This is a genomic window from Pseudomonas flavescens, assembly GCF_013408425.1.
In the GTDB taxonomy this organism is placed as follows: domain Bacteria; phylum Pseudomonadota; class Gammaproteobacteria; order Pseudomonadales; family Pseudomonadaceae; genus Aquipseudomonas; species Aquipseudomonas fulva_A.
In genome coordinates this window covers 4,710,422-4,734,242 of the sequence record NZ_JACBYV010000001.1, presented here as the reverse complement: position 1 = coordinate 4,734,242, position 23,821 = coordinate 4,710,422, and the positions used below count along the sequence as shown (strand labels likewise).

17 protein-coding genes are annotated in these 23,821 nt (G+C 63.6%); 13 read left to right on the top strand and 4 right to left on the bottom strand.

Going from position 1 to position 23,821, the window contains the following annotated elements:
* Positions 1–144 precede the first annotated feature (144 nt).
* The 13 genes from purU (at position 145) to FHR27_RS21100 (ending at position 20,599) form a co-directional block, all read left to right on the top strand.
* Positions 145–1,011 (top strand): formyltetrahydrofolate deformylase, encoded by an 867-nt coding sequence (purU, locus tag FHR27_RS21160; RefSeq protein WP_084307969.1) that lies wholly within the window; start codon positions 145–147, stop codon positions 1,009–1,011.
* Positions 1,008–1,886: a bifunctional methylenetetrahydrofolate dehydrogenase/methenyltetrahydrofolate cyclohydrolase FolD gene (gene folD, locus FHR27_RS21155; protein WP_179539474.1), complete on the top strand. Its 879-nt coding sequence runs from the start codon at positions 1,008–1,010 to the stop codon at positions 1,884–1,886. The genes purU and folD overlap by 4 nt, the downstream gene beginning before the upstream one ends.
* The gene (locus FHR27_RS21150) at positions 1,886–3,127 is read left to right on the top strand and encodes an FAD-dependent oxidoreductase (RefSeq protein WP_179539473.1); all 1,242 of its coding nucleotides are present in this window, start codon (positions 1,886–1,888) and stop codon (positions 3,125–3,127) included. The genes folD and FHR27_RS21150 overlap by 1 nt, the downstream gene beginning before the upstream one ends.
* Positions 3,128–3,140: 13 nt before the next feature.
* Positions 3,141–3,437: a sarcosine oxidase subunit delta gene (locus tag FHR27_RS21145; protein WP_042553471.1), complete on the top strand. Its 297-nt coding sequence runs from the start codon at positions 3,141–3,143 to the stop codon at positions 3,435–3,437.
* Positions 3,434–6,331, top strand: a complete 2,898-nt coding sequence (locus FHR27_RS21140) for a 2Fe-2S iron-sulfur cluster-binding protein (RefSeq protein WP_179539472.1) — start codon at positions 3,434–3,436, stop codon at positions 6,329–6,331. Before FHR27_RS21145 ends, FHR27_RS21140 begins: the two co-directional genes overlap by 4 nt.
* On the top strand, positions 6,331–7,008 hold the full coding sequence (locus FHR27_RS21135) for a sarcosine oxidase subunit gamma (RefSeq protein WP_373565164.1): 678 nt from the start codon (positions 6,331–6,333) through the stop codon (positions 7,006–7,008). Before FHR27_RS21140 ends, FHR27_RS21135 begins: the two co-directional genes overlap by 1 nt.
* 131 nt (positions 7,009–7,139) lie before the next feature.
* A complete protein-coding gene (locus FHR27_RS21130) occupies positions 7,140–7,919 on the top strand; it encodes an IclR family transcriptional regulator (RefSeq protein ID WP_042553473.1) in 780 nt (259 codons plus the stop codon).
* A 95-nt stretch (positions 7,920–8,014) separates the two neighbouring features.
* Positions 8,015–9,454: a cardiolipin synthase gene (cls, locus tag FHR27_RS21125; RefSeq protein ID WP_042553474.1), complete on the top strand. Its 1,440-nt coding sequence runs from the start codon at positions 8,015–8,017 to the stop codon at positions 9,452–9,454.
* A 204-nt stretch (positions 9,455–9,658) separates the two neighbouring features.
* Positions 9,659–11,404, top strand: a complete 1,746-nt coding sequence (locus tag FHR27_RS21120; protein ID WP_082045763.1) for a ShlB/FhaC/HecB family hemolysin secretion/activation protein — start codon at positions 9,659–9,661, stop codon at positions 11,402–11,404.
* Positions 11,405–11,413: 9 nt separating this feature from the next.
* On the top strand, positions 11,414–11,932 hold the full coding sequence (locus FHR27_RS21115) for a toxin-activating lysine-acyltransferase (protein WP_042553475.1): 519 nt from the start codon (positions 11,414–11,416) through the stop codon (positions 11,930–11,932).
* 45 nt (positions 11,933–11,977) lie between these two features.
* Positions 11,978–19,573 carry a two-partner secretion domain-containing protein gene (locus FHR27_RS21110; RefSeq protein WP_179539470.1) on the top strand — a complete coding sequence of 2,532 codons (7,596 nt, stop codon included), beginning with the start codon at positions 11,978–11,980 and terminating at the stop codon, positions 19,571–19,573.
* A gap of 1 nt (position 19,574) precedes the next feature.
* Positions 19,575–20,048, top strand: a complete 474-nt coding sequence (locus FHR27_RS21105; RefSeq protein WP_179539469.1) for an SMI1/KNR4 family protein — start codon at positions 19,575–19,577, stop codon at positions 20,046–20,048.
* A 140-nt stretch (positions 20,049–20,188) separates the two neighbouring features.
* Entirely contained in the window at positions 20,189–20,599 is a 411-nt protein-coding gene (locus tag FHR27_RS21100) for a hypothetical protein (protein ID WP_042553477.1), read from the top strand.
* Between the two features lie 139 nt (positions 20,600–20,738).
* On the opposite strand, the gene FHR27_RS21095 is transcribed toward FHR27_RS21100, so the two are convergent.
* The 4 genes from FHR27_RS21095 to FHR27_RS21080 all read right to left on the bottom strand — a co-directional run bounded on the left by FHR27_RS21095 (position 20,739) and on the right by FHR27_RS21080 (position 23,820).
* Positions 20,739–21,269: a DUF3617 domain-containing protein gene (locus tag FHR27_RS21095; RefSeq protein WP_257026964.1), complete on the bottom strand. Its 531-nt coding sequence runs from the start codon at positions 21,267–21,269 to the stop codon at positions 20,739–20,741.
* 96 nt (positions 21,270–21,365) lie between these two features.
* Complete coding sequence (locus FHR27_RS21090) at positions 21,366–22,538, bottom strand: ABC transporter substrate-binding protein (RefSeq protein WP_042553478.1); 1,173 nt, start codon at positions 22,536–22,538, stop codon at positions 21,366–21,368.
* Entirely contained in the window at positions 22,535–23,524 is a 990-nt protein-coding gene (locus tag FHR27_RS21085) for a CobW family GTP-binding protein (protein ID WP_042553479.1), read from the bottom strand. The genes FHR27_RS21090 and FHR27_RS21085 overlap by 4 nt, the downstream gene beginning before the upstream one ends.
* Positions 23,521–23,820 carry a hypothetical protein gene (locus FHR27_RS21080; protein WP_042553480.1) on the bottom strand — a complete coding sequence of 100 codons (300 nt, stop codon included), beginning with the start codon at positions 23,818–23,820 and terminating at the stop codon, positions 23,521–23,523. Before FHR27_RS21080 ends, FHR27_RS21085 begins: the two co-directional genes overlap by 4 nt.
* Between the last annotated feature and the right edge of the window lies 1 nt (position 23,821).

The following is a 23,821-nucleotide window of genomic DNA, read 5'->3' as shown; positions in this document are numbered from 1 at the left end:
CACAGGCATGGACACGAACAAAACATTCGCTTATAAAAATCACCATCAAGAAAATTAGATTCGTCACAAGAAAATATTTTCACAGACGAACCGCGCATTCACCCATGAAGAATTCCCTGCCGCCGCCCCTTCAGAGGATCCGACATGCAGCACGCCCAGAATCAGTACGTGATCAAGATCAGTTGCCCGGCCACGTCGGGCATCGTCGCCGCGGTGGCGTCCTTTCTCGCCGAACATCAGTGCTACATCAGCGAGATGTCGCAATTCGACGACGAGGTCAGCAGCACCTTCTTCATGCGCGCGGTATTCCGTTTCAACACCGGCGTGACCGATGACCTGGCGAAGATCGAGGAAGGCTTTGCCGCGGTGGCGGGCGCCTTCGACATGACCTGGGGTCTGTTCAGCACCCGCAAACCCATGCGCGTGCTGCTGATGGTCAGCAAGTTCGATCATTGCCTGGCCGACCTGCTCTATCGCCACCAGAAGGGCGAGCTGAACATGGAGATCACCGCCATCGTCTCCAACCACCTCGACCTGCGTCCCATGGCCGAGCGCGAGGGCATCCGCTTCATCTACCTGCCGGTGACCAAGGACACCAAGACCGGGCAGGAAGCCGAGCTGATGAAGATCGTCGATGAAACCGGCACCGATCTGGTGGTGCTGGCGCGCTACATGCAGATTCTTTCCAACAATTTGTGCAAGCAGCTGGCTGGCCGGGCGATCAACATCCATCACTCCTTCCTGCCCGGCTTCAAGGGTGCCAAGCCTTACCACCAGGCGTTCGAACGCGGCGTGAAGCTGATCGGCGCCACCGCCCACTACGTCACCTCGGATCTCGACGAGGGCCCGATCATCGAGCAGGAAGTGCAGCGCGTGGATCACGCCCTGAGGCCTGACGACCTGGTCGCCATTGGCCGCGATACGGAAACGGTGGCGCTGTCGCGAGCGGTGAAATATCACATCGAGCACCGCGTGTTCCTCAATGGCGACCGCACGGTGATCTTCCGATGAGCCCGTTGATCGACGGCAAGGCCGCGGCCGCCCGCGTACTCGCCGACGTACAGGCAGAGGTCGAGCAATTGCACGCTCAGGGCATCGAGCCGGCGCTGGCCGTGGTGCTGGTCGGTGACGATCCGGCCAGCCACGTCTACGTGCGCAACAAGGTGCTGCGCGCCGGTGAAGTCGGCATTCGCTCGCTCGAATATCGCCTGCCGGCCGAAGCCAGTGTCGCCGAGGTGCTGGACGTGGTCGGCGCGCTGAACGTCGACCCGGCCGTGCACGGCATTCTGGTGCAGTTGCCACTGCCGACACACATCGACGAAGTGCGCGTGCTGCAAGCCATCGACCCTGGCAAGGATGTCGACGGTTTCCATAGCGAGAACGTTGGCGGCCTGAGCCAGGGCCGACCGGTGCTGACACCCTGCACGCCAGCCGGCTGCATGCGTCTGCTGCGTGACACTCTGGGCGACCTTTCCGGCAAGCACGCCGTGGTGGTCGGCCGCTCGAACATCGTCGGCAAGCCAATGGCCGCGCTGCTGCTGGCGGCCAACTGCAGCGTCAGCGTGGTGCACTCGCGCAGCATCGAGCCGCAGAAGCTGTGCAGCCAGGCCGACATCGTGATCGCCGCCGTCGGCCGCCCGGGAATGATCGGCGCCAGCTGGATAAAGCCCGGAGCCGTGGTGATCGACGTCGGCATCAACCGCATCGAAGAAAACGGCAGAAGCCGCCTGGTCGGGGATGTGGATTTCGCTGCCGTGCAGCCCGTGGCCGCGGCCATCACCCCGGTACCCGGTGGAGTCGGCCCCATGACCATCGCCATGTTGATGCACAACACCGTCCTCGCCGCCCGTCAGCAGACCGGCCAGGCCATTCAGGAGGCTCGCTGATGCCTTTCTCGCTGCTCAAATACGGCCTGTCGTCGGAGTATCCCGTCGAGGTCGACCTGCCCGCACCGAAGGAACTCAAGTCCTCCTACGACGTGGTCATCATCGGCGCCGGCGGGCATGGCCTGGCCACCGCCTACTACCTGTCGCGGTACCACGGCATCAGCAATATCGCGGTGCTGGAGAAAGGCTACCTGGGGGGTGGCAACACCGCGCGCAACACCGCGGTGATCCGCTCCAACTACCTGACCAGCGAGGGTGTGAAGTTCTACATCGAGTCGGTACGGATGTTCGAAAACCTCTCCAACGAGTTCGACTTCAACATCATGTACTCCGGCCGTGGCCAGCTCACTCTGGCCCACACCGACGCCAGCGTGCGGGCGTTCCGCCAGCGCGCCGAAGTGAACAAGCACTTCGGCGGGCGTACCGAGATGATCGATCGCCAGCAGATCCGCGAGCTGGTGCCGAGCCTGAATCTGGATCCCGGCCATATTCCGGTGCTCGCCGGCCTCTGGCACATCGACGGCGGCACCGCGCGCCACGACGCCGTGGCCTGGGGCTACGCCAAGGGCGCAGCCAAGCGTGGGGTGGAAATTCACCAGCTCACCGAGGTACAGGACTTCGTCGTCGAGGCCGGGCGCATTCGCGCGGTGAAGACCAATCGCGGCACCATTCAGTGCGGCTGCGTGGTTCAGGCGGTGGCCGGTACCAGCTCGCTGCTGATGAACAAGCTGAATATCAAGGCGCCGATCCACACCTATCCGCTGCAGGCGATGGTCACGCAGCCGTTCAAGCCGTTCCTCGATCCGCTGGTGAGCTCCTCGGCCCTGCATTGCTACGTGCAGCAGACCAGCCGTGGCGAGATCGTCTTTGGCGGAGGTTCCGACCCCTACCCGCTGTACAACACCCGATCGACCCTGGACCTCAAGGAAAGCCTGCTGGCCTCGGCAGTGGAAATGTTCCCCTTCATGGCCAACGCCAAGCTGATGCGCCAGTGGGCCGGCATCACCGACATGACCCCGGACTACAGCCCGATCATGGGCCTGTCGCCCATCGACGGTTACTACCTGGATGCCGGCTGGGGAACCTGGGGGTTCAAGGCCACGCCGATCTGCGGCAAGACCATGGCCGAGCTGGTCGCCAGCGGCGGCAAAGTGCCGGAGCTGATCGCACCGTTCGGCCTGGATCGCTTCAGCCGCTTCCAGCAGGTCAACGAAATGGGCGCCACGGCGGCCAGCCACTGACGGGTTACAGCCAATGAAGATCATGACTTGCCCGCTCAACGGGCCGCGCAACATCAGCGAATTCACCTACGGCGGCGAACTCAAGCACATGCCCGACCCGACGACCTGCAGCGTCGCGCAATGGGCCGACTACGTGTTCAACAGCGAGAACCTGCTCGGTGTGGTCACCGAATGGTGGATGCACACGCCGTCGAGCTACTGGTTCCTGGCCGAGCGCCACACCGGCAGCGACGAGATCCTGCGTACCTTCGACCCTCGTGAACTGTTCGACCAGCGTGTCGATTTCGCCGCACCGGAGGCCGCCCAATGAACCGCCTGCCCGCTCCCATGGGGTTGTTGATCGACCGCAACAGACCACTGACCTTCAGCTTCGACGGCCGCTCGTGCCAGGGCTTTGCCGGCGATACCGTCGCCAGCGCCCTGGCTGGCGATGGCCGCTGGCTGCTGTCGCGCTCGTTCAAGTACCACCGCCCCCGCGGCCCGCTGACCATGGCCGGCCAGGATGCCAACACCCTGGTGCAACTGCCGGACGAACCCAACGTGCTGGCGGACGACTACCCGCTCGCTGCCGGTATCAGCGTCACCCCACAGAACGTCAATGGCAGCCTGGAGAAGGACCGCGACGCGATTCTCGGCAAGTTCTCCAAGTTCATGCCGGTAGGTTTCTACTACCGCGCGTTCTACAAGCCCAAGGGCATGTGGAAGCGCTGGGAACCGCTGATCCGCAAGAAGGCCGGCCTCGGCGTGCTCGACCTCGGGTTCGAGCCGACCTATCACGACAAGGCCTACCTGTTCTGCGACCTGGCAGTGATCGGCTCCGGCCCAGCGGGCCTGTCCGCCGCCCTGCACGCGGCCAACGGCGGTGCCAAGGTACTGCTGATCGAACAGAGCCCGGTACTCGGCGGCTCGCTGACCTACGCCCGCTTCGGCCTCGACGCCAATGCCGCCATGGGCCTGCGCGAAGAACTGGTCAGTGCGGTGAAGGGCCATGCCAATATCCGCGTGCTCGACCACGCCCTGTGCAACGCCTGGTTCGCCGACAACTACCTGCCGGTGATCCAGGGCAACCGCCTGTACAAGGTGCGCGCCAGGCAGTGCATCATCGCCAGCGGCTCCTTCGACCAGCCGGTGATCTTCCGCAACAACGACCTGCCGGGGGTAATGCTGACCAGTGCCGCCCAGCGTCTGATGCGCCTGTACGCGGTGAAACCGGGCAAGCGCGCGGTGGTACTGACCGGCAACGATGACGGCTACCTGGCCGCCCTCGATCTGTTTGACGCGGGTGTGGAGGTCGCCGCGGTGGTCGACATGCGCGAGCGTATCGATACGCCCGGCCTGGTCACTGCGGTGCAAGCCAAGGGCATTCCCTGCCACGCCGGACACACCGTGTATGAAGCGCTCGCCGACAAGCACGCGCGCCACATCAGCGCTGTCGACGTCAGGCGTATCAGCGCTCGAGGCAAGGTGGCCGAGGCCAGCACGCGGATCGATTGCGACCTGTTGTGCATGTCCGCCGGTTACATGCCGGTCTACCAGTTGCTCTGCCAGGCCGGCGGCAGCCTGCGTTACGCCGACGAACATGCGGCGTTCTCGATCCATAACCTGCCGAAGATGCTCCGCGTAGCCGGCTCGGTGAACGGCCGCCACGACCTGCAGCGGGTAATCGCCGACGGTCAGCGCGCCGCCAGCGAAGCCCTCGTCGACCTCGATCTGGGCGGCGCTCCGGGAGACGGCGCGGACAAGGACGACAGCCGGGTCAACTTCCCCTGGCCGATCTTCGCCCACCCCCAGGGCAAGGAATTCGTCGACTTCGACGAAGACCTGCAGATCCGCGATATCGTCAACGCCACCCGTCACGGCTACCGCGACGTGCAACTGGTCAAGCGCTTCTCCACCGTCGGCATGGGGCCGTCCCAGGGACGTCACTCGGCGCTGCCCACGGCGCGCCTGGTCGCCGATGCCACCGGCCGCAGCGTCAGCGAAACCGGCGTGACCACGGCGCGCCCGCCCTTCTCGGCGGAGAAGCTCGCGCACATCGCCGGCCGCGGCTTCGACCCCTATCGCCAGACCGCCATGCACCGCCGTCATGTCGAGCTCGGCGCCAGGCTGATGCCGGCAGGCGTCTGGCAGCGCCCGGCGTTCTACGGCAAGGCCGAAGATCGTGAAGCCTGCATGCAGGCCGAGGCCCGCCATGTGCGTGAGAAGGTCGGCCTGATCGACGTGTCCACCCTGGGCGGCCTCGACATCCGCGGGCCGGATGCCGCCGAGCTGCTGGAACGCATGTATACCTTCGGTTTCAAGAAGCTCGCCGTCGGCCGTACCCGCTACGCGCTGATGACCGCCGAGGATGGCGTGGTGATCGATGACGGGGTGGCCTGCCGCCTGGCCGAGCAGCACTTCTACGTATCGGCGACCACCAGCGGCGTGGATCGCGTCTACCGCAGCATGCTCAAGTGGAATGCGCAGTGGCGCCTGAACGTCGACATCGCCAACGTCAGTGCCGCCTTCGCCGCGGTCAACCTGGCCGGGCCGCTGTCGCGCCAGGTACTGGAAAAGCTCTGCAGCGATGTCGACCTTGGCGCTGAGGGCTTCCCCTATCTCGGCGTGCGTGAGGGCAGCGTTGCCGGGGTGCCGGCGCGGCTGCTGCGGGTCGGTTTCGTCGGCGAGCTGGGTTACGAGATCCACGTGCCGGCGCGCTTCGGCGAGCACCTCTGGGATGCGCTGATGGAGGCCGGCAAGGCCGAGGGCATCCGCCCGTTCGGGGTGGAAACCCAGCGCCTGCTGCGCCTGGAAAAAGGCCACGTGATCATCAGCCAGGACACCGATGGCATGACCCACCCTGCGGAGATCGACATGGGCTGGGCCATCGGCCGCAAGAAGCCCTTCTTCGTTGGCAAACGCAGCATCGAGATCCTCGAAGCGCAGCCCCTCAAACGCAAGCTGGTGGGCTTCACCCTGCCCAGGGGCAGCACCAAACCGCTGGAAGGCCATCTGGTGCTCAAGGGCCCGGACATCAGCGGCAACGTCACCTCGTGCGAATACTCCGAGACCGTCGGCGCGATCATCGGCATGGCCTACGCGGGCGCCGATCAGGCTACGCCCGGCACGCAGATTCCGATTCGCGTGGAAGGCGGTGAAATTGTCCAGGCCGCGGTGGTGCAACTGCCGTTCTTCGACCCTGAAAGCAAACGCCAGGAGCTGTGATCATGAGCCTGACCATTCGCGACCATACCGAACGCAGCCCTCTCTACGACCTGTATGGCAACGCACCGCTGACGCTGCTGGGCGAGCGACTGTTCGTCGCCGGCTCGCAAAGCGACAGCGAACAACTGCAACGCTGCGCACTGATCGACCTGAGCAATCTGCCACGGCTCGGCTTGCGTGGCACCGATAGCGCGGCCTATCTGCAGGGCAAGGGTTATCAACTGCCAGATGCACCCAATCAGGCGCGTCTGCAGAGCAGCGGCGAGCTGGTGCTGCGCCTGTCGCAGACCGAGTATTTCCTGCTCGGCAGCCTGACCGACGGTGGTGCCCGCATCGCCTCCGATGAAGCCGGCTGGCGCTACGACGACGGCCAGGCCAGCTACCTGCTGCCCCGTCAGGACAGCCACGCCTGGCTGGCACTGACCGGTGCGCACCTGCCTGAACTGCTGGCCAAGGTCTGCGGTGTCGATCTAGGCGCCGATGCCTTTTCGATCGGCGCAGTGGCACAGACCTCGGTGGCGCGCCTCAATGCCATCGTGGTCAACGCAGGCACGGAAAAGCTGCCAGTGTTCCAGTTGTTGTGCGACCGCGCTTCGGCGCATTACCTGTGGGGCGCGCTGCTCGATGCCATGCAAGAGTTCGGTGGCAAGCCGGCGGGGATCGAAGCGCTGAAATAAGGCCGATGATCGTTCCCACGCTGCCGCGTGGGAACGCCTGCCAAGGACGCTCCGCGTCCGCTGCTGATCCTGTGACGCACCTGATACTCCCACTCAGGAACGCGGGAGCCATCCATGAAAGAGACTCGCCCATGGCCGCCGATAAAGAAGAGCTGACCGACTACCGCGTCCCGGCGCTGCAACGCGGGCTCGGCATCCTGCAGATGTTCAATGCCAGCGAGCGCAGCCTGAGCAGCAACCTCATCGCCGAGCGCCTGGGCGTCAGCGTCTCGGCCATCTACCGTATTCTGGTCACCCTCACCGACATGGGTTACCTGAACAAGCTGGGCACCAACAACTACGAACTCGGCCCCCAGGTGCTGTGCGACGGCTTCGCCTATCTGGCCAGTCGCGACCTGGTGGATATCGCCATGCCGCACCTCAACACCCTGCGCGACCGTACCTCGATGTCCTGCCATCTGGGCATCCGCGAACACTCCGAGGTGGTCTATCTGTACCGCGCCTTCGCCGCCCAGCGGCTGTCGGTCAACGTGCCGATCGGCACGCGCCTGCCGTGCCACGTCACCGCCCTGGGCCGCGTACTGCTCAGCGAGCTGGATGAAAACGCCCTGGCGGGGCTCTATGCACACGTACGCCTGGACGGCTACCCGGCCCCCGCACCGAAGACGCTGCCAGAACTGCTGCGCATGAGCGACGAGGATCGCGCCCGTGGCTTCGTCCTGCATCGCTCGGACTACTCCACCGCCATCGCCGCCCCGGTACGGGATCACAGCGGGCATATCGTCGCCGCCATCAACCTGTCCGGGCCGGATGCCGTGATGGACGACGAAGCCAATCGCCAAACCCTGCGTGAAACCCTTCTGACCAGTGCCGCCCAGATATCGCGAAGCGCCGGCTACCGGGCGGCCTGAATCACCGGGGTTTCACGTGGAACGCTGATTTCTATCGGTGACGTCGCGTCGATAGCGTGGTCTATGCTGGCACAGCAGCCAATAAGCGAACGGCAATGGAATTCGGCATACAGCATTTCTTCGGCTATCTGATCGCGGCGATTCACGGCCTCGGGGCGATAGCTGCCGTGCACGCGATCCTTACCGTACGTACCGCTCAGGGCGCCATCGCCTGGGCGTTGTCGCTATTCTTCATGCCCTACCTGACGCTGCTGCCCTACGTGGTTTTCGGGCGCAGCCGCTTTTACGCCTACATCGAAGCCCGCCGTCAGGTGGACAAGCAGATGCACAAGGCCATGGCCGCCCTCGACTGGCGTCCCTGGGTCGAGGAAGCCATCGCAGCCGGCGAATCTGAAGCTTACGGCCAGCTACGTGCCCTGCCGCGGCTGGGTCGCATGCCCTGCCTGGCGAACAATCAGGTGAGCCTGCTGATCGATGGCAAGGCGACCTTCGAGGCGATCTTCCAGGCACTGGCCGAGGCGCGCCAGGTGATCCTCATCCAGTTCTTCATCGTCCACGACGACAAGCTTGGTCGTCGCCTGCAGGACGTTCTGCTCGAGCGCGCTGCGGCGGGCGTGCAGGTGCACTTTCTGTTCGATGCGGTGGGCAGCCACGCCCTTCCACGCCGCTATATCAAACGCCTGCGCGAAGGCGGCGTGTTCATGCACGCGTTTCCCACCGGTGGTGGTCTGTTCAATCGCTTCCAGCTGAATTTCCGCAACCACCGCAAGATCGTGGTGGTCGATGGCGAGCGGGGCTTCCTGGGCGGTCATAACGTCGGCGACGAATATCTCGGCGAGAAACCGAGCCTGTCGCCCTGGCGTGACACCCATGTGGAAGTGCACGGTCCGGCCGTGGCCTGCCTGCAGGAGTCCTTCGCCGAGGACTGGTTCTGGGCGACCCGCAAACTACCACCACTGCTGCTACCGGAACGCTACCCGGATGAAGGCATGCTCTGCCAGGTGATCACCAGCGGCCCGGCGGACGCCCAGGAAACCTGTTCGTTGCTGTTCGTGGAAATGCTCAACGCAGCCCGCGAACGCATCTGGCTGACCAGCCCCTACTTCATTCCCGACGAAGCCCTGTTCGCCGCGCTGCGCCTGGCCGTGCTGCGCGGCGTGGACGTGCGCATCCTGCTGCCATCGCGGCCGGATCATCGCATCGTCTATGCGGCGTCCAGCCTGTTCGCCCTGGAAGCACTGCGTGCGGGGGTGAGAATCTTCCGCTACCTGCCGGGCTTCCTGCACCAGAAGGTCGCGCTGATCGATCAGGACATCGGCGTGGTCGGCAGCGCCAACCTCGACAACCGCTCCTTCCGCCTCAACTTCGAGATCACCCTGGTGACGGTCGACACGGCGTTCGCCCGCCAGGTCGAGGCCATGCTGGAAACCGACTTCAGCCAGTCCCGCGAACTGGTCGGCGCCGACCGCCGCGACGTGCATCGCCTCCAGCAACTGGGCATGCGCGTGGCGCGACTGATCTCGCCGATACTCTGAGATCGCGCCCCTGAAGCAAAGCCCAGGCGGAAAGTGAGCGGCATCACAGACCCACCATCCAGCCCGACGAACGGCACCTCCACCCCGCAACTTTTTCCCCAGCCTCCGCTCTGACCAGACGTCCAGCGCAAGCGGAGCGGCACGCATCGCCCTGCACGCTGGTCATTGCCTCACACCGTTATCGTCGGCCTACAGGGATGTGCCATGCAGTCACTCGCTCCGAGTCGCGTTTCGCCTCGCTCAACCTACGCCAGCGCTCGCCGCAGCGTTTTCCCATTGCTGCTCGCCGCCTTGGCGTTGAGCCAGGCCACCCAGGCTGCCACTCCCGAAGAGGAGCTGCTGCGCCAGCGTGAGCGCGACCGTGTACTGCGCGAACAACTGGAAGCCCGGCCGGATGTGCGCCTGGAAGCCCAGCAGCAGGATGAGGGCGAGGCCCGTCTGCCGGAGAACGAAACGCCATGCTTCCGCATCGATAGCATTGAACTGGCAGGCGAGGCTGCCGAGCAATTTCAGTGGGCACTGCATGCAGCCAACCCCGAGGATGATCCGGCGTCAGGCCGCTGCCTGGGTTCGCGCGGCATCAACCTGACGATGAAGCGCATCCAGAACGCGATCATCGCCAATGGTTACGTCACCACCCGTGTGCTGGCGGGCGCACAGGACCTGAACAGCGGCGTCCTGACCCTGACGCTGCTGCCTGGGCGCATCAGCGACATCCGCTTCGACGCAGACACCAGCAACCGCGCCAGTACCTTCAATGCCCTGCCGGCGAGCCCTGGCGACCTGCTCAACCTGCGCGACATCGAGCAGGCCCTGGAAAACTTCAAGCGCGTCCCTACGGTAGAGGCCGATATCCGCATCGTGCCGGCCAGCGCCAGCAATGCCGGCCCCGGCGAAAGCGATGTGGTGATCGCCTGGCGCCAGCGCTTCCCGGCACGCCTGAGCCTGTCCGTGGATAACGGCGGCAGCAAGAGCACCGGCAAGTACCAGGGCAGCGTTGCCCTGTCGCTGGACAACCCGCTGACGCTCAACGACCTGTTCTACGCCAGCTTCAACCATGACCTGGGCGGTGGCGAGGACGGCGACCGCGGCTCGAAGGGCCATACGCTGCATTACTCGGTGCCCTACGGTTATTGGCAGCTGGCTTTTACCAGCAGCGAATACGATTACCACCAGACCGTGGCCGGGGCGAACGAGGACTTCCAGTACCGCGGCGAAAGCCGCAACAACGAGATGCGCCTCTCGCGTCTGGTGTACCGCGACGCGGTGCGCAAGACCACCCTGTGGGGCAGCCTGTGGACGCGCAGCTCGGACAACTTCATCGATGACGCCGAAATCGAGCAACAACGTCGGCGCATGGCCGGCTGGCAGGCGGGCATCGGCCATCGCGAGTTCATCGGCCCGGCCACGCTCGACCTGGGCCTGAGCTACCGCCGCGGCACCGGTGCGCACGATGCCCTGAAGGCGATCGAGGAGCCTTTCGATGACGGCACTTCACGCTCAAAGATCGTCCAGGCCGACGCCCAGTGGCAGGTGCCCTTCAATGCCTACGATCAACGCCTGCGCTACATCGGCGCCTGGCGCGCCCAGTGGAACCGCACGAACCTGGTGCCACAGGACCGTTTCAGCATCGGCGGGCGCTACACGGTACGCGGCTTCGATGGCGAGAACATCCTCTCGGCTGATCGCGGCTGGACGCTAAGCAACGAACTGGGCCTGGCCCTTGGCAGCAGCGGCCAGGAACTCTACGCCGGCGTGGACTACGGCGAGGTCGGCGGCAACTCCGCCGACTACCTGATCGGCCGGCGCCTGGCTGGTGCCGTGGTCGGCCTGCGCGGGTCGTATCGCAATCTTTCCTACGACTGGTCCTGGGGCACACCGCTGAAGAAGCCAGACGGCTTCGAGACCGCCGACTTCACCAGTGCCTTCACCGTCGTACTGTCGTTCTGAGGATCGCCCATGCGCTTCGATACCTTTGACATCACTGCCCCAGCCGTCTTCGACGAACCGTGGAACGAGGCCAGCGTGCTGGGTGCCGCCACCTGGCTGTGGATGCACTCCGAGGCCCACCGCGATGCCCCCCTGCACAGCCTGTCGCGCCTGCTGTTGCCGGCGCTCAAGCATCGCCAATTCGTGCTTGGTAGTGAGAACGGCAGCCCGGTTTTTTATCTGGCCTGGCTGAGCCTGGACGAGACGACCGAACGTCGTTACCTGACCCACTCGCCGATCGAAATGAACGAAGCCGACTGGTGCAGCGGCGACCGTCTGTGGGTCAACGACTGGGTAGCCCCCTTCGGCCATACCGCCGCGCTCAGCCGCCTGCTGCTCAGCCGCGTGTTCCCCAACAGCTGCGCTCGCGCGCTTTACCACCGTGGTGAAACACGCGGCCTGAAGGTCAAGACCTTTCACGGCATCGGCGTGATCCCGGAGCAGGCCAAGGCCTGGTTCGCCGCCCACCCACTGGCTATCGAGGCCTGATTCTCCAACGCTGCCTGCGGTCTGGCACCGCAAAGGGAATTGCACATGAACAAGCATCTGCATCGAGTCATCTTCAACAAAGCACGCGGTCTGCTCATGGTGGTGGCGGAGAACGTCAGCGGCCAGGGCAAGGCCCCTGGCACGCGCGAAACGCGTAGCGCCGGTACGGGCTGCATCGCCACACTCGCGCCCCTGCGCTTTGCCATGATGGGTGCCCTGGGCCTGATCAGCCTCGCGGCCACGCCGACCTGGGCCAACGGTATCGTCGCCGACCCCAATGCCCCCGGCGGCCAGCGGCCTAACGTGATGGAGAGTGCCAACGGCACACCGCAGGTGAACATCGCCGCGCCTAGCGCCGCCGGTGTTTCACGCAACAACTACAGCCAGTTCGACGTGGATGGCCGCGGCGCGATTCTGAACAACTCGGCGACCAGCAGCCAGACCCAGCTAGGCGGCTGGATCGACGGTAACCCGAACCTCAGCGGCAGCGCCCGGGTGATTCTCAACGAGGTCAATGCCAGCAACCCAAGCCAACTGCGTGGCTACGTGGAGGTGGCCGGCGGCCGCGCCGAGGTGGTCATCGCCAACCCGGCCGGTATCACCTGCGATGGCTGCGGCTTCATCAACGCTCATCGCTCGACCCTGACCACCGGCCGCGTGCAGATGGAGGATGGCCGCATCACCGGTTTCAAGGTCGAGGGCGGTACCCTGAACATCACCGGCCGGGGGCTGGACAGCCGCGACAGCGACTACACCGACCTGATCGCGCGCAGCGTGGAGGTCAATGCCGGCATCTGGGCCAAGGACCTCAAGGTCACTGCCGGACGCAATGAGGTCAACGCCGACAATACCCAAGTCACCAAGCTCGCGGATGACGGCAGCGCCAAGCCCGAGGTGGCCATCGACGTCGCCCAGCTGGGCGGCATGTACGCCGGCAAGATCAAACTGGTGGGTACCGAGGCAGGAGTTGGCGTACGCAATGCCGGGCAGATCGGTGCCATGGCCGGCGACGTGGTGATCGGCGCAGATGGCAAGCTGCAGAACCTGGGCGCCATCAGCAGCAGCGGTGACACCCAGTTGGCCAGCACCCAAGCCATCGATAACGCTGGCAGCCTCTACGCCAAGGGCGATATGACCCTGACCAGCCAGGCCGACATCGACAATACAGGCGTGGTCGCTGCCCAGGGCGACACCCGCCTGCAGGCGGACCGTGTACGCAGCGGGCGCGACTCGCTGCTCGCCGCCGGTATCGATGCCCAAGGCAATTCCAGCGGCGCCGCCAAGCTGGAAATCGAGGCACGCCAGGTGGCGGCCAATGGTCAGAACCATGCCAGCGGCAAGCTCGTCGTCCAGGGTGACAACCTCGACCTCAGCCACAGCCGTACCCGCGCCGCCGACCTGAGCCTGAATGCCGGCAACGGCGACCTCGACCTGAGCAACAGCCAGGTCGACAGCACCGGCAGCCTGCAGGCGAGTGCCAGCGGCACCCTACGCAGCGATGCCGCCAAGGTCAGCGCCGAGCACCTGGCAATAAGCGCCAGCCAGCTGTCCAACGTCGAGGGTGAACTGCTGCAAACCGGCACAACGACCAGCACGCTGGCGGTTTCCGAAAACCTCGACAACAGCGGGGGGCGTATCGCCAGCAACGCCGATACGGTCACCCTGAAGGCAAAGACGCTGAACAACAGGGACGGCAAGGTAGAGCATGCCGGTGAAGATCGCCTGGAGTTGAACGCACAACGAGTCGACAGCACGGGCGGCACGCTGCTTAGCAATGGCGAACTGTACCTGACCGCACAGCAGGCGGTACTCGATAACGGCCATACCCAGGGTCGCCAGGTACTGGTCGATAGCCGTGAACTGGATAACCGTAACGGCACCCTCCTCGCCACCGACGGGGGTGTGCTGGAAGTGCGCAATGCCCAGCGCCTCGACAATAGCGGTGGCACCATCGCCACCAACGGCGAGGCCAGACTGACGGCACAGGAGCTGATCAACGACGGCGGCGAGCTGGTCGCCGGGCGCCTGCTCTCGCTCAATACTGCCTACCTGCGCGGCAACGGTCGCGCACTGAGCCTGGGTGATCTGCTCCTGCGCCAGCAAGGCGACGTGAGCCTCGCCGGCCGGTTGCAGGCCAACGGCAAGCTGGACATCGAAGCCGGCGGCACCCTGAACAACGCAGGCCAATTACAGGCTGGGCAATCCCTGCTGCTGCGCAGCGCCGCGCTGAACAATTCCAGCGGCGCTGAGTTGAGCGCCACTGAGGTGGATCTGCGTGTCGACGGCCAGTTGCTCAACCGCGGCCTGATCGATGGCCAACAGGTTCGTCTACAGGCCGATGAAGTGCACAACCTGGGCACCGGCCAGCTCTATGGAGATCGCCTGGCCATCTCCAGTCGCCTGCTGTCCAACCGTGACGAGGGTGATAGCGCCGCCACGCTGGCCGCTCGCGAACGGCTGGACATCGGCAGCCAGACACTGGAAAACCGCGAGCAGGCGCTGATCTTCAGCGCAGGAGACATGGCCATCGGCGGCGCGCTGGACGCTGACGATCGCGCCAGCGGACGTGCCGACCTGCTGAGCAACGCCAGTGCCACCATCGAGTCGCTCGGTAGCCTGGATCTGGCCGTGCGCGAATTGCGCAACACCAACGAACACTTCAGCACCACCCAGGTCGAGGTGAGCCGCGAGCAACTTCGCGACTATCAGATCAGCGGCTCGCCCAACCGCTACCGCCCCGACGAGATATCCCTGCACAACGATGAGGTCGACTACCTGACCACACCCGATGGCCAGCGCGACAACTTCAACCGCTACGACTACGAGCGCACCGTCACCGAAACCCGCGTACTCACCTCGGCACCCGGACAGATCCTCGCGGGCGGCAACCTGTCGTTCAGCGGTGACCAGCTGCTGAACGACAAGAGCCGCATTATCGCCGGCGGTCTGCTGCAGGTTGGCGCCACCCAGGTGACCAACATCGAGGCGGACGGCCAAAGGGTCACCAGCGACGCCGGCACCGCCACCAACTTCTACCGCATCCAGCGCAAGGGCCGGGATAGCCAGGGCACCAACGTCACCGCTTACACTCCGGCACCGTTGATCCAGGACATCGACATCAGCCCGACAGAGCTGCGTGGACAAACGGCGGTAGATGGCAGCAATACGCAAATCGCCATGCGCCAAGTCAGCCAGGTGGATCCGGGCGTCGAGGTACTGCTCAACAATGGCCAGGGTATCGCCGATCTGGTACGCAGCGGCGGCCTCAACCTGGCCCTGCCGAGCAACAACATCTTCCAGACCAACCCGGAGGGTACCCGCGGCTACCTGATCGAAACCGATCCGCGCTTCGCCAGCTACCGCCAATGGTTGTCGTCGGACTACATGCTGCAACGCCTGAGCGTGGATCCGGCCCTGACCCAGCTGCGTCTGGGCGACGGCTTCTACGAGCAGAAGCTGATTCGCGAGCAGATCGCCCAGCTCACCGGGCGACGCTTCCTCGACGGTTATGCCAGCGACGAAGCGCAATACCGCGCCCTGATCGACAACGCCGTCACCCTGGCCAGCGAGTGGAACCTGATACCCGGCGTGGCCCTGACCGCCGAGCAGATGGCGCAACTGACCAGTGACGTGGTGTGGCTGGTGGAACGCTCCGTGACGCTGGCCGATGGCGAATCGCGCAAGGTACTGGTACCCCAGGTCTACGTGCGGGTGCGCGACGGCGACCTCAACGGCAACGGTGCGCTGATCGCCGGCCAGCAGCTCAAGCTCGACCTCTCTGGCGACCTGCTCAACAGCGGCAGCATCGGTGGGCGCAGCATCGTGGCGATCAATGCGCAGAACATCGACAACCTGGGTGGGCGAATTCAGGCAGACAAACTCGTGGTACAGGCTCGCGAGAACCTGAACAGCATCGGCGGTACGCTGGGTGCAGTGGATTTACTGTCGGTCAATGCCGGAAAAGACGTTCGAATCGCATCGACGACCCAGGACAGCGCCAATGCCCAGGGCAGCCGGACAGACCTGTCTCGTGTCGCGAGCCTGTTCGTCAGCGGTACCAACGGCACGCTGCAGGTAGATGCCGGCAATGACCTGAAGCTGGATGCCGCACAGATCGCCAATGCCGGCCAAGGCGCCACGCTTCTTTCGGCAGGTCGAGACATCAGCCTGGGCACGCTGTCGGAGGCGCACCAGCAATCCATTACCTGGAACAGCAACAACTGGCGTAACGAAGCCAGTCGTACCGAGGTAGGCTCCATCGTCCAGACCACCGGCGAGCTGCAGCTCAGCGCTGGCCAGGACATCAATGCCCGCGGCGCCAGCGTCAACAGTGAAAAAGGCCTGCTGCTGGCGAACGCCGGCCGCGACATCAATCTCACCGAAGCCGAGAACTACCAGTTCGCCGACGAGGCGCACAAGTTCAAGGGCAAGAGCGGGATGTTCTCCAGCACCACCACGACCATACGAGACACGGTCGACCAAACCCTGGCCGAGGGCTCGACCTTCAGCGCCGAGCAGGCCTATCTTCAGGCAGGGCGCGACATCACACTGCGCGGAAGTAACGTCGCGTCGACCGACCAAACCATTCTGCTGGCCGGTAACGACATCAATCTCGAGGCAGCGAGTGATCGCGTCACCGAGCGCCATGACAAGACACAGAAGAAAAGCGGCCTGTTCAGCGGTGGCGGTCTTTCCCTGACCATCGGCACGCAGAAACAGAGCGTGGAAGATGATTCCACACGCCGCACGGCTGTGGGCAGCATGGTCGGATCGACCGAAGGCGACGTGCTGATCCTGGCTGACGGCGATTACCGTCAAGTCGGCAGCCATGTGGTTGCACCAAAAGGGGATGTCGACATCAGCGCCGAGCGTATCGATATCCTCGAAGCACGTAACCTCAGTGAACGAGAGCGCGAAACCAAATTCAAGCAGTCCGGGCTCTCGGTCACCCTCACCAACCCGGTGATCAGCGCCATCCAGACCGCCGACCAGATGAAGCAGGCGTCGAGCAAAACCGATAACACTCGTATGCAGGCCCTGGCGCTGGCCACCACGGCGATGGCCGCCAACAATGCGGCCACGGCCGTTGCCCAGAACCCGGCCCAGGCGGGTGGCATCAACGTCAGTATTTCTCTGGGCACACAAAAAAGCGCCAACACCGTGGTGCAGCGCAGCGACACGTCCGCCGCGTCCACCGTTGCCACTGGCAACGATGTATCGCTGCAAGCCAGCGGCGCTGGAACCGACAGCCACATCACCGTTCGCGGTAGCCAGATCAAAGCGGGCAACAATGCAGCACTGGCCGCCGGGGGCGACATCAATCTGCTAGCCGCCACCGACAGCATCCAGCAGGAAAGCGATAGCCGTGGTAGCAGTGCGAGCGTCGGCATCGGCTTCTCGCTCGGCAGCCAGAACGGTTTCTCGTTCAACCTCGGGGTGGCGGGCAATCGCGGTGAAAGTGATGGCGAAGACATCACCCATGCCAACACGCGGGTGGATGCAGGCAATGCGCTCCTCCTGCAATCCGGTCGGGACACCAACATCAGGGGAGCCGTCGCCACCGGTAAACAGGTCACTGCTGACGTCGGCCGTAATCTCAACATCGAAAGCCTGCAGGACACCAGCACCTACAAGGTCGACGAGAAGAGCATGAGCGCCGGACTGAGCTTGTGCATCCCGCCCTTCTGCTTCGGCGCCAGCTCCATTTCCGGCAACTTCGGCAAGACCGATATCGACTCCGAATACGCCAGCGTTGTCGAACAATCCGGCATTCGCGCAGGCGATGGCGGCTTCCAGATCATGGTTGGCGGCAATACCGACCTGGCGGGCGCCGTGATTACCAGCACCGACACAGCCATCGCCAATGGCCGCAACACGCTGAGTACCGCGACACTTACCACCCGCGATATCAAGAACGAAGCCCAGTACGAGGGAAGCAGCATCAGCATTGGCGGCGGCTACGGTGCGAACATTGGCAAGGATCAACAAGGCAACGCCCAGGCAGGCAGCGCACAAACCCCAGGCAGTACGCTGCCCAATGAAGGCGGCTTCAGTTCGACGCTACCTGTGGCACTGGGCGCCAAGGACGACGCGAGCAGCGTAACCCGCAGCGGTATCAGCGCGGCCACCATCGAGATCCGCGACGATATCGGCCAGCAGGCGCTCACGGGCTCGACCGCCGAGCAGACCGTAGCTTCGCTCAATCGCGACGTATCGACTGATCGCGATACTTCGAATGCGCTCAAACCGATCTTCGATGAAGAGGAGATGCGGGCAGGCTTCGAGATCGCAGGCGCCTTTACTCGAGAGGTAGGGACGTTCCTCGACAACAAGGCCAAGGAGTCCACCGCAGCCCAGCAAGAGCTAGACCAAGAGCGCCAAAAGCCGGTTGATCAACAGAATCCTGCGCTTATTCAGCACCTCACGCAGACGCTGAAAGACAACCAGGCCTGGGAGTTTGGTGGCACAAATCGAGCCGTGTTGATGGCCTTGACCGCTGCAGCAGGCGGGAACATATCCGGTAGTGGTGTCGATATGCTCCAGGCAGCGACTGTCAATTACATGCAGGGATTGGCGACGCAAGAGGTCAAGATAATTGCTGACCGACTCGACTCTGAAGTCGCACGTACTGCGCTGCATGCTGTAGTGGCATGTGCTGGAGCCGCGGCACAGCGCGCCGATTGTGGAAGCGGCGCATTGGGCGCGGCCTCCAGCGTCGTCATCAACAACCTGGTGGAGCAGATAACCAATCAGGCTGGAGGGTCACTGACGCCAGCGGAAAAAGAAGCCCGCAAAAATATCGTCAGCTCTCTGATTACAGGCGTGACCGCCGCATCGGGTGGCGAAGCTGGCATCGCAAATACTGCGGCGCAAATTGAAGCAGAAAATAATGCGTTTTGGGTTCCCGTCATCATTGGTGCTGCCTGGCTGATCGATAAAGGCATGACCGCCTATGAAGCCTACCAGGATATCCAGGCACTTCGTTCTGGGGAGAAGACGCTGGAGGCGTTGATCGCCGAGAAATCAGAGGACTACGTGACACAAGTCCTCGTCGGCAATGCTGGTAAGTACGGTTTGAAGATCGTTCGCCATGGCGGCGATTGGGTCGTGAAGAAGCTCGGCGACAAGGTCGAAGCTCCCACAGCCATCGGTAGCAGCAATCCTTACAACTCCAGAGACATACGAGCCGAGCTGGAAAGCAAGCACGGCACCGACAACGTCGTGTCGACCACAGTGCCGCCGCTGGACAAGCCAAATGTCAAGTTGGCTGGGCAGCACAAGGTCGTAGAACTTCCTGATGGCTCGACAGTACGTGTGGTGTTTGACCAAAAGGGTTTTCCTATCTTCGACGATGTATCCAAGTTCGACACCCGCTTAGACATTGAGGCCTTCCGCGGTGCCAGCTATGAACGCCAGTTGCGGATGGCTACACGAGACCTGAGGACGCAGATCGATGCGGGTAACGTGAGCGCTGGCCAGTTCAGCAGCGAGCAAGCCAAGGCGATTCGTGGAGGTATGGGCAAGATTCCGGGTTATACGTGGCACCATCATCAGGATACAGGCAGGATGCAGCTGGTACCTGAAGCCATTCATGACGGCGCACGGCATGTCGGCTGGGAATCCATGAGCAAGGGGCAATGAAATGAGCACATCGGTCGAGTTCGACTCTTACTACGGTGACGGTAATTCCGCTGCTATCGCTGCAGTCGAACAGCAGTTGGGCAGACCTTTTCCTAACAGCTACAAGGACGTCGTCAAGCGTTTCAATGGTGCCTTTATCGTCGATAGACCCTATTTCAGGTACTTCAGTCGCCTGCACGGAGAAGAGGTGGAATCCGGAACGGGTATGTTCCTGGCTTTTGGCGATATCGAGGGCTGCACGGAGACGATGGAGATCAAGCTACGATTCCCACCCGAGGGGTTAGTGCCGGGCCTGGTGATTTTTTCGGCGCTGGGCAACGGTGATGCGCTGTGCTTTGACTATCGAGAGTGTCCACCCAGTGAAGAACCGCCGGTTGTGATTTGGCACCACGAGGGAGTGCCCGGTAGCGAGGAAGAGGTCTCACCTGTTGCCTCCACGTTCGCGGCACTGCTTGATCGGTTGTATGAAGACTGAGCAATACATACACGTCCTGCATACTGCATATTCAGGAGAAGGCCGATTAGGTTTTCTCGAATGGCCGCGGTCTTTCCCTGAGAAATCCCTTACCAGAGCGTTCCAATTCACCTGCTGCGTGTTCATTACAGGGATAGGCTGTGTGGTACCCGGTCAAACGCATAGTGACATCCTTCACCCTCTGCCCGGCGCTGGTGGGCGTGTTCATATTTGGGTATTTCTGCACGCTTGAATTGATGGCCCGAACCACCAGCATGAGCGTCGTGGAAACCGTGGTGGGTACGTTCTGGTTCGGCATTCTTTCAGCCGTAACGAGCCTGTTTTTCTATGGAATCCCAGCGTTCGGCCTGGCAATGCTTTACGCATACTTCCAGCTTCACCGATGCGTTCTGCACATGCTGATCGTTTGCCTGGCTGGTGGTACGGGCGCACTCGTATGGGGTGAGGTGCTGCCGATGGAAACCCATCATGTCGGCAACTTCTGCCTGGGCGCAGTGACGTCGTTTCTGATGGCGCTCTATGCGCTGCCGAGACAGAAGCCAGGCACATGACCGCGCCCTAGCGAGCCGCTTCCTCATCCTGCTGGCGAACACCGGCTGAGCAGCAACTTCGGCCAAGCCCAGGCCAGAGGGAGCGCCCTCGAGCATGGCACTCAGAGCCGATCCACATCGACGGCAGGCTGATGCAACCTCAAGGCTGACGCGGCTTCAGCGCACCACAATCGGCCGACACCCAGCGGGCGTCAGACTCCATGCTGCCCTGCTGACGACCGGCACCGCTGTCGAACTGGCCGCTGACTTTGGAGCTGAAGGACTTGTCGTCGAGGAAATGCGCCTCGCCCTGCCCCTGGCCCTGCGGACAGGTGAAGTTGAACACCCAGCGATCGTTGTCGCGCGAGGTGATCTGCTGGCGGCAGTTGGGATCCTGCAGAGGGATGTTCTGGGCATCGATCTGCGCCTGGCTGATGCAGTACTGCACACCCTTGTCGCCCAACTGGATACCCTGCTGGGCCATCGCCCGCTCCATCATCTCGCGCTGCGCCTGGGGCAGGTTCTTGAACTGCTGCAGCATCACGTCGCTGCTCGGCAGCGCTTTGCCACCCAGTTGCATGTTCTTCGAGGTGATTTCCCAGAGGCCGGGCTGAATCTGCTGCTGGGCTGTCGCCATGAGCGGCAGCGCCAGCAGGCAGAGTGGCAGGAACTTCAAACTAGGCATCGGCATGTAAGACTCCGTTCAGTGACCGCGACTTGGCTCGCTCCAACTAGGACAGCAGCCCCGGCGAGATGTCGCCGCTGATTGTCGCATTACGTCAGCGCTTCAGCGCCCTGCACGCAAGAAGTCGCTCCACCGCCGCACCAGATAGTTGTGCTCGTCCATGACCGCGTTCCATACGCCGATATGGCCCATGCGCTGAGCGTAGGTGCCGCCTTCACGCACTTCGCCGGGCTCGATCAATGGCAGCCCGTCACTGCCCAGAAGCTGCTCTGCGGCAGGCTTGCCGTCGTACCAGTAGTCCCATTCGGCAGCGGACATATGGTCACGGGCACGGGGCGGATTGGAGATGTAGAACCCCTGCCTGGCCATCAGCGCGCCAGGCCAGCCGGCCAACCACCAGTTGAGGTAGGCGTAGGCAGCGTCCTTGACCTTGCCCTCGACGCAACGCGACAGCGAGAGGCCGCCGAACCAGGCGCGATAGCCCTCCTTGGGCGCAGCCAGACGGTACTGCACGCCGGCGCGATGCAATTGCATCAGGGTCGGCGACCACAGGCTCTGCACATGCACGTTGGGGCCGAGCATCAGTTCGCTGGCCTCACGATCATCCGACCAGAACGCCGCGAAGTGGCCGTGACGCTGCTTCTCGATCAGCCGCTCGGCGAGGCGGTCGATTTCGCCGAGGCGCAGGTTGCCGATATTGTCGAAGTGCGCCAGGCCTCCGGCCTGAAGCGCCAGTGCCGCATCGAGGGCACCGATGGCGGCATCGTTCTGCAAGGCGATGTGCCCGCACCAGCCTTCGTCGACCAGCCAGGCCCAGCTCTCCTCGTTGCCAGCCAGGGCCTTGGGCAGGTGCGCGGGCAGATAGGCGAAACTGTCGGCGTTGTGGGTCAGCGGCAACATGCTGATGTGGTCGGTCGGCGCACTGCCCAGGTTGCCGTCGGGCTGCACGAACAGTCGGTCGCACGGCAGGCTGCCGCTGGCCAGCCGATCGTCCGGGTGCAGGCGACCTTTCTTCGCCAGGTCGTTGATCTCTTCCCAGAGCGCCACCCGCCGCGTGTCGATAGGCTGAATTGCCCGCGCAGGCCACACGAAGTCGACGTTGTGAAACCACTGGTCATAGAGGTCGTAGCTCTCCGGCTGCATCACCGCGATGCGTTGCACGGTCTGGGTGTCGTGCAACTGATATTCCAGGCGAATGCCAAGCTCCTGCTCGGCGCGCTGCCGGATCGGTTCGAGCAAGGTCACGGAGGTGCCGAGTACGCGCAGGGTGATCATGCGGCGCGCCCGAGCCGGGCGAGGAAGGCATTGAACGAACGGCGCAGCGTCAGGGTGTCCAGCTCGCGGACGATGAACACCAGGCGCGAGCGGCGCACACCACCTGGCCAGGCGTTGAGATGGACCGGCGCATGCAGACAATGCTGCACGCCATGGATGACGATGGGCTGCGGAGAATCGATCACGTCGAGGATGCCTTTGACTCGGAGTATGCGTTCGCCGTGGCATCTTAGCAGCATGGACAGCCAGACCCCGAAGGCGATCCAGTCCAGCGCGCCATCGAACTCCAGGCAGCACACCTCGGCGCTACCGTGGCGGCTGCTGCCGAGCGGTGCGAACAGTTGCCAGCGCGCCACCTCGGCATCCGGGTCGCGCCCCTTGAGCCCCTCGCCGAGCAGCAGTTCGTCACCACTGACGATGTCAGCGGTCAGGGCCAGGGATGCTGATGGATTGAGCGCCAGCAGTCTGCAGCGCAGCGGGTCGACGACCTCTGCTGCAACCAGATCGGTCTTGCTCAGCAGCAGGCGGTCGGCAGCGGTGACCTGACCAAGCCACTCGGGGTGCAGGCGCTCCTGCAGCTCGGCATGCTGCGCATCGACCACCGTTACCAGCAGACCGAGATGGAAGCGGCCACGCATTTGCGGATCACGTTGCAGGGTGGCCAGGATCGGCGCCGGGTCGGCCAGCCCGGTGGTTTCCAGCAGCACCCGGCGAAAGGCCGGAACCTCGCCACGACTGCGTTTGCCGTGCAGATCCAGTAGCGCCTGCTTGAGATCGCCACGTACCGAACAACAGACACAGCCGCTGGGTAGCAACACGGTTCCCGGGGCGACCTCCTCGACCAGCAGATTATCGATACCGACTTCGCCGAACTCGTTGATCAGCAGCGCAGTGTCACCGAGTTCCTCGTCGGCCAACAGGCGCTTGAGCAACGTGGTCTTGCCGCTGCCGAGAAAGCCGGTGACGACGTTGATTGGCAGGCTCATGGCTGTGCCTCCAGATGATCGAGCACCCGTGGGTCGAGCGGATCCAGTGGTCGGCCGAGGATCGCTTCGGCCTGCAGCCAGAGCTGGTCGAGGCCGCTGGCCAGTTCCTGGCGGCCGGTCGCCCCCTGCACCAGATAGGATGCACCCTGTACGTCGCTGACGGTGAGGCGGAATGGCGCCAGCACCTGATTGATCGCCGCGATCCGACGCAGCCGCTCGCGGCGCCGAGGCAGGGTATCGCCGAGCGGATCGCTCCAGTGCAGCTCTTCGCCGAGCAGGCCGCAGAGTCCGCACATG

Excerpts from the sequence above, each read along its gene's own strand:
- purU (WP_084307969.1), top strand. The coding sequence starts at position 145 with ATGCAGCACGCCCAGAATCAGTACGTGATCAAGATCAGTTGCCCGGCC.
- folD (WP_179539474.1), top strand. The coding sequence starts at position 1,008 with ATGAGCCCGTTGATCGACGGCAAGGCCGCGGCCGCCCGCGTACTCGCC.
- FHR27_RS21150 (WP_179539473.1), top strand. The coding sequence starts at position 1,886 with ATGCCTTTCTCGCTGCTCAAATACGGCCTGTCGTCGGAGTATCCCGTC.
- FHR27_RS21145 (WP_042553471.1), top strand. The coding sequence starts at position 3,141 with ATGAAGATCATGACTTGCCCGCTCAACGGGCCGCGCAACATCAGCGAA.
- FHR27_RS21140 (WP_179539472.1), top strand. The coding sequence starts at position 3,434 with ATGAACCGCCTGCCCGCTCCCATGGGGTTGTTGATCGACCGCAACAGA.
- FHR27_RS21130 (WP_042553473.1), top strand. The coding sequence starts at position 7,140 with ATGGCCGCCGATAAAGAAGAGCTGACCGACTACCGCGTCCCGGCGCTG.
- cls (WP_042553474.1), top strand. The coding sequence starts at position 8,015 with ATGGAATTCGGCATACAGCATTTCTTCGGCTATCTGATCGCGGCGATT.
- FHR27_RS21120 (WP_082045763.1), top strand. The coding sequence starts at position 9,659 with ATGCAGTCACTCGCTCCGAGTCGCGTTTCGCCTCGCTCAACCTACGCC.
- FHR27_RS21115 (WP_042553475.1), top strand. The coding sequence starts at position 11,414 with ATGCGCTTCGATACCTTTGACATCACTGCCCCAGCCGTCTTCGACGAA.
- FHR27_RS21110 (WP_179539470.1), top strand. The coding sequence starts at position 11,978 with ATGAACAAGCATCTGCATCGAGTCATCTTCAACAAAGCACGCGGTCTG.
- FHR27_RS21105 (WP_179539469.1), top strand. The coding sequence starts at position 19,575 with ATGAGCACATCGGTCGAGTTCGACTCTTACTACGGTGACGGTAATTCC.
- FHR27_RS21095 (WP_257026964.1), bottom strand. The coding sequence starts at position 21,269 with ATGCCGATGCCTAGTTTGAAGTTCCTGCCACTCTGCCTGCTGGCGCTG.
- FHR27_RS21090 (WP_042553478.1), bottom strand. The coding sequence starts at position 22,538 with ATGATCACCCTGCGCGTACTCGGCACCTCCGTGACCTTGCTCGAACCG.
- FHR27_RS21085 (WP_042553479.1), bottom strand. The coding sequence starts at position 23,524 with ATGAGCCTGCCAATCAACGTCGTCACCGGCTTTCTCGGCAGCGGCAAG.
- FHR27_RS21080 (WP_042553480.1), bottom strand. The coding sequence starts at position 23,820 with ATGTGCGGACTCTGCGGCCTGCTCGGCGAAGAGCTGCACTGGAGCGAT.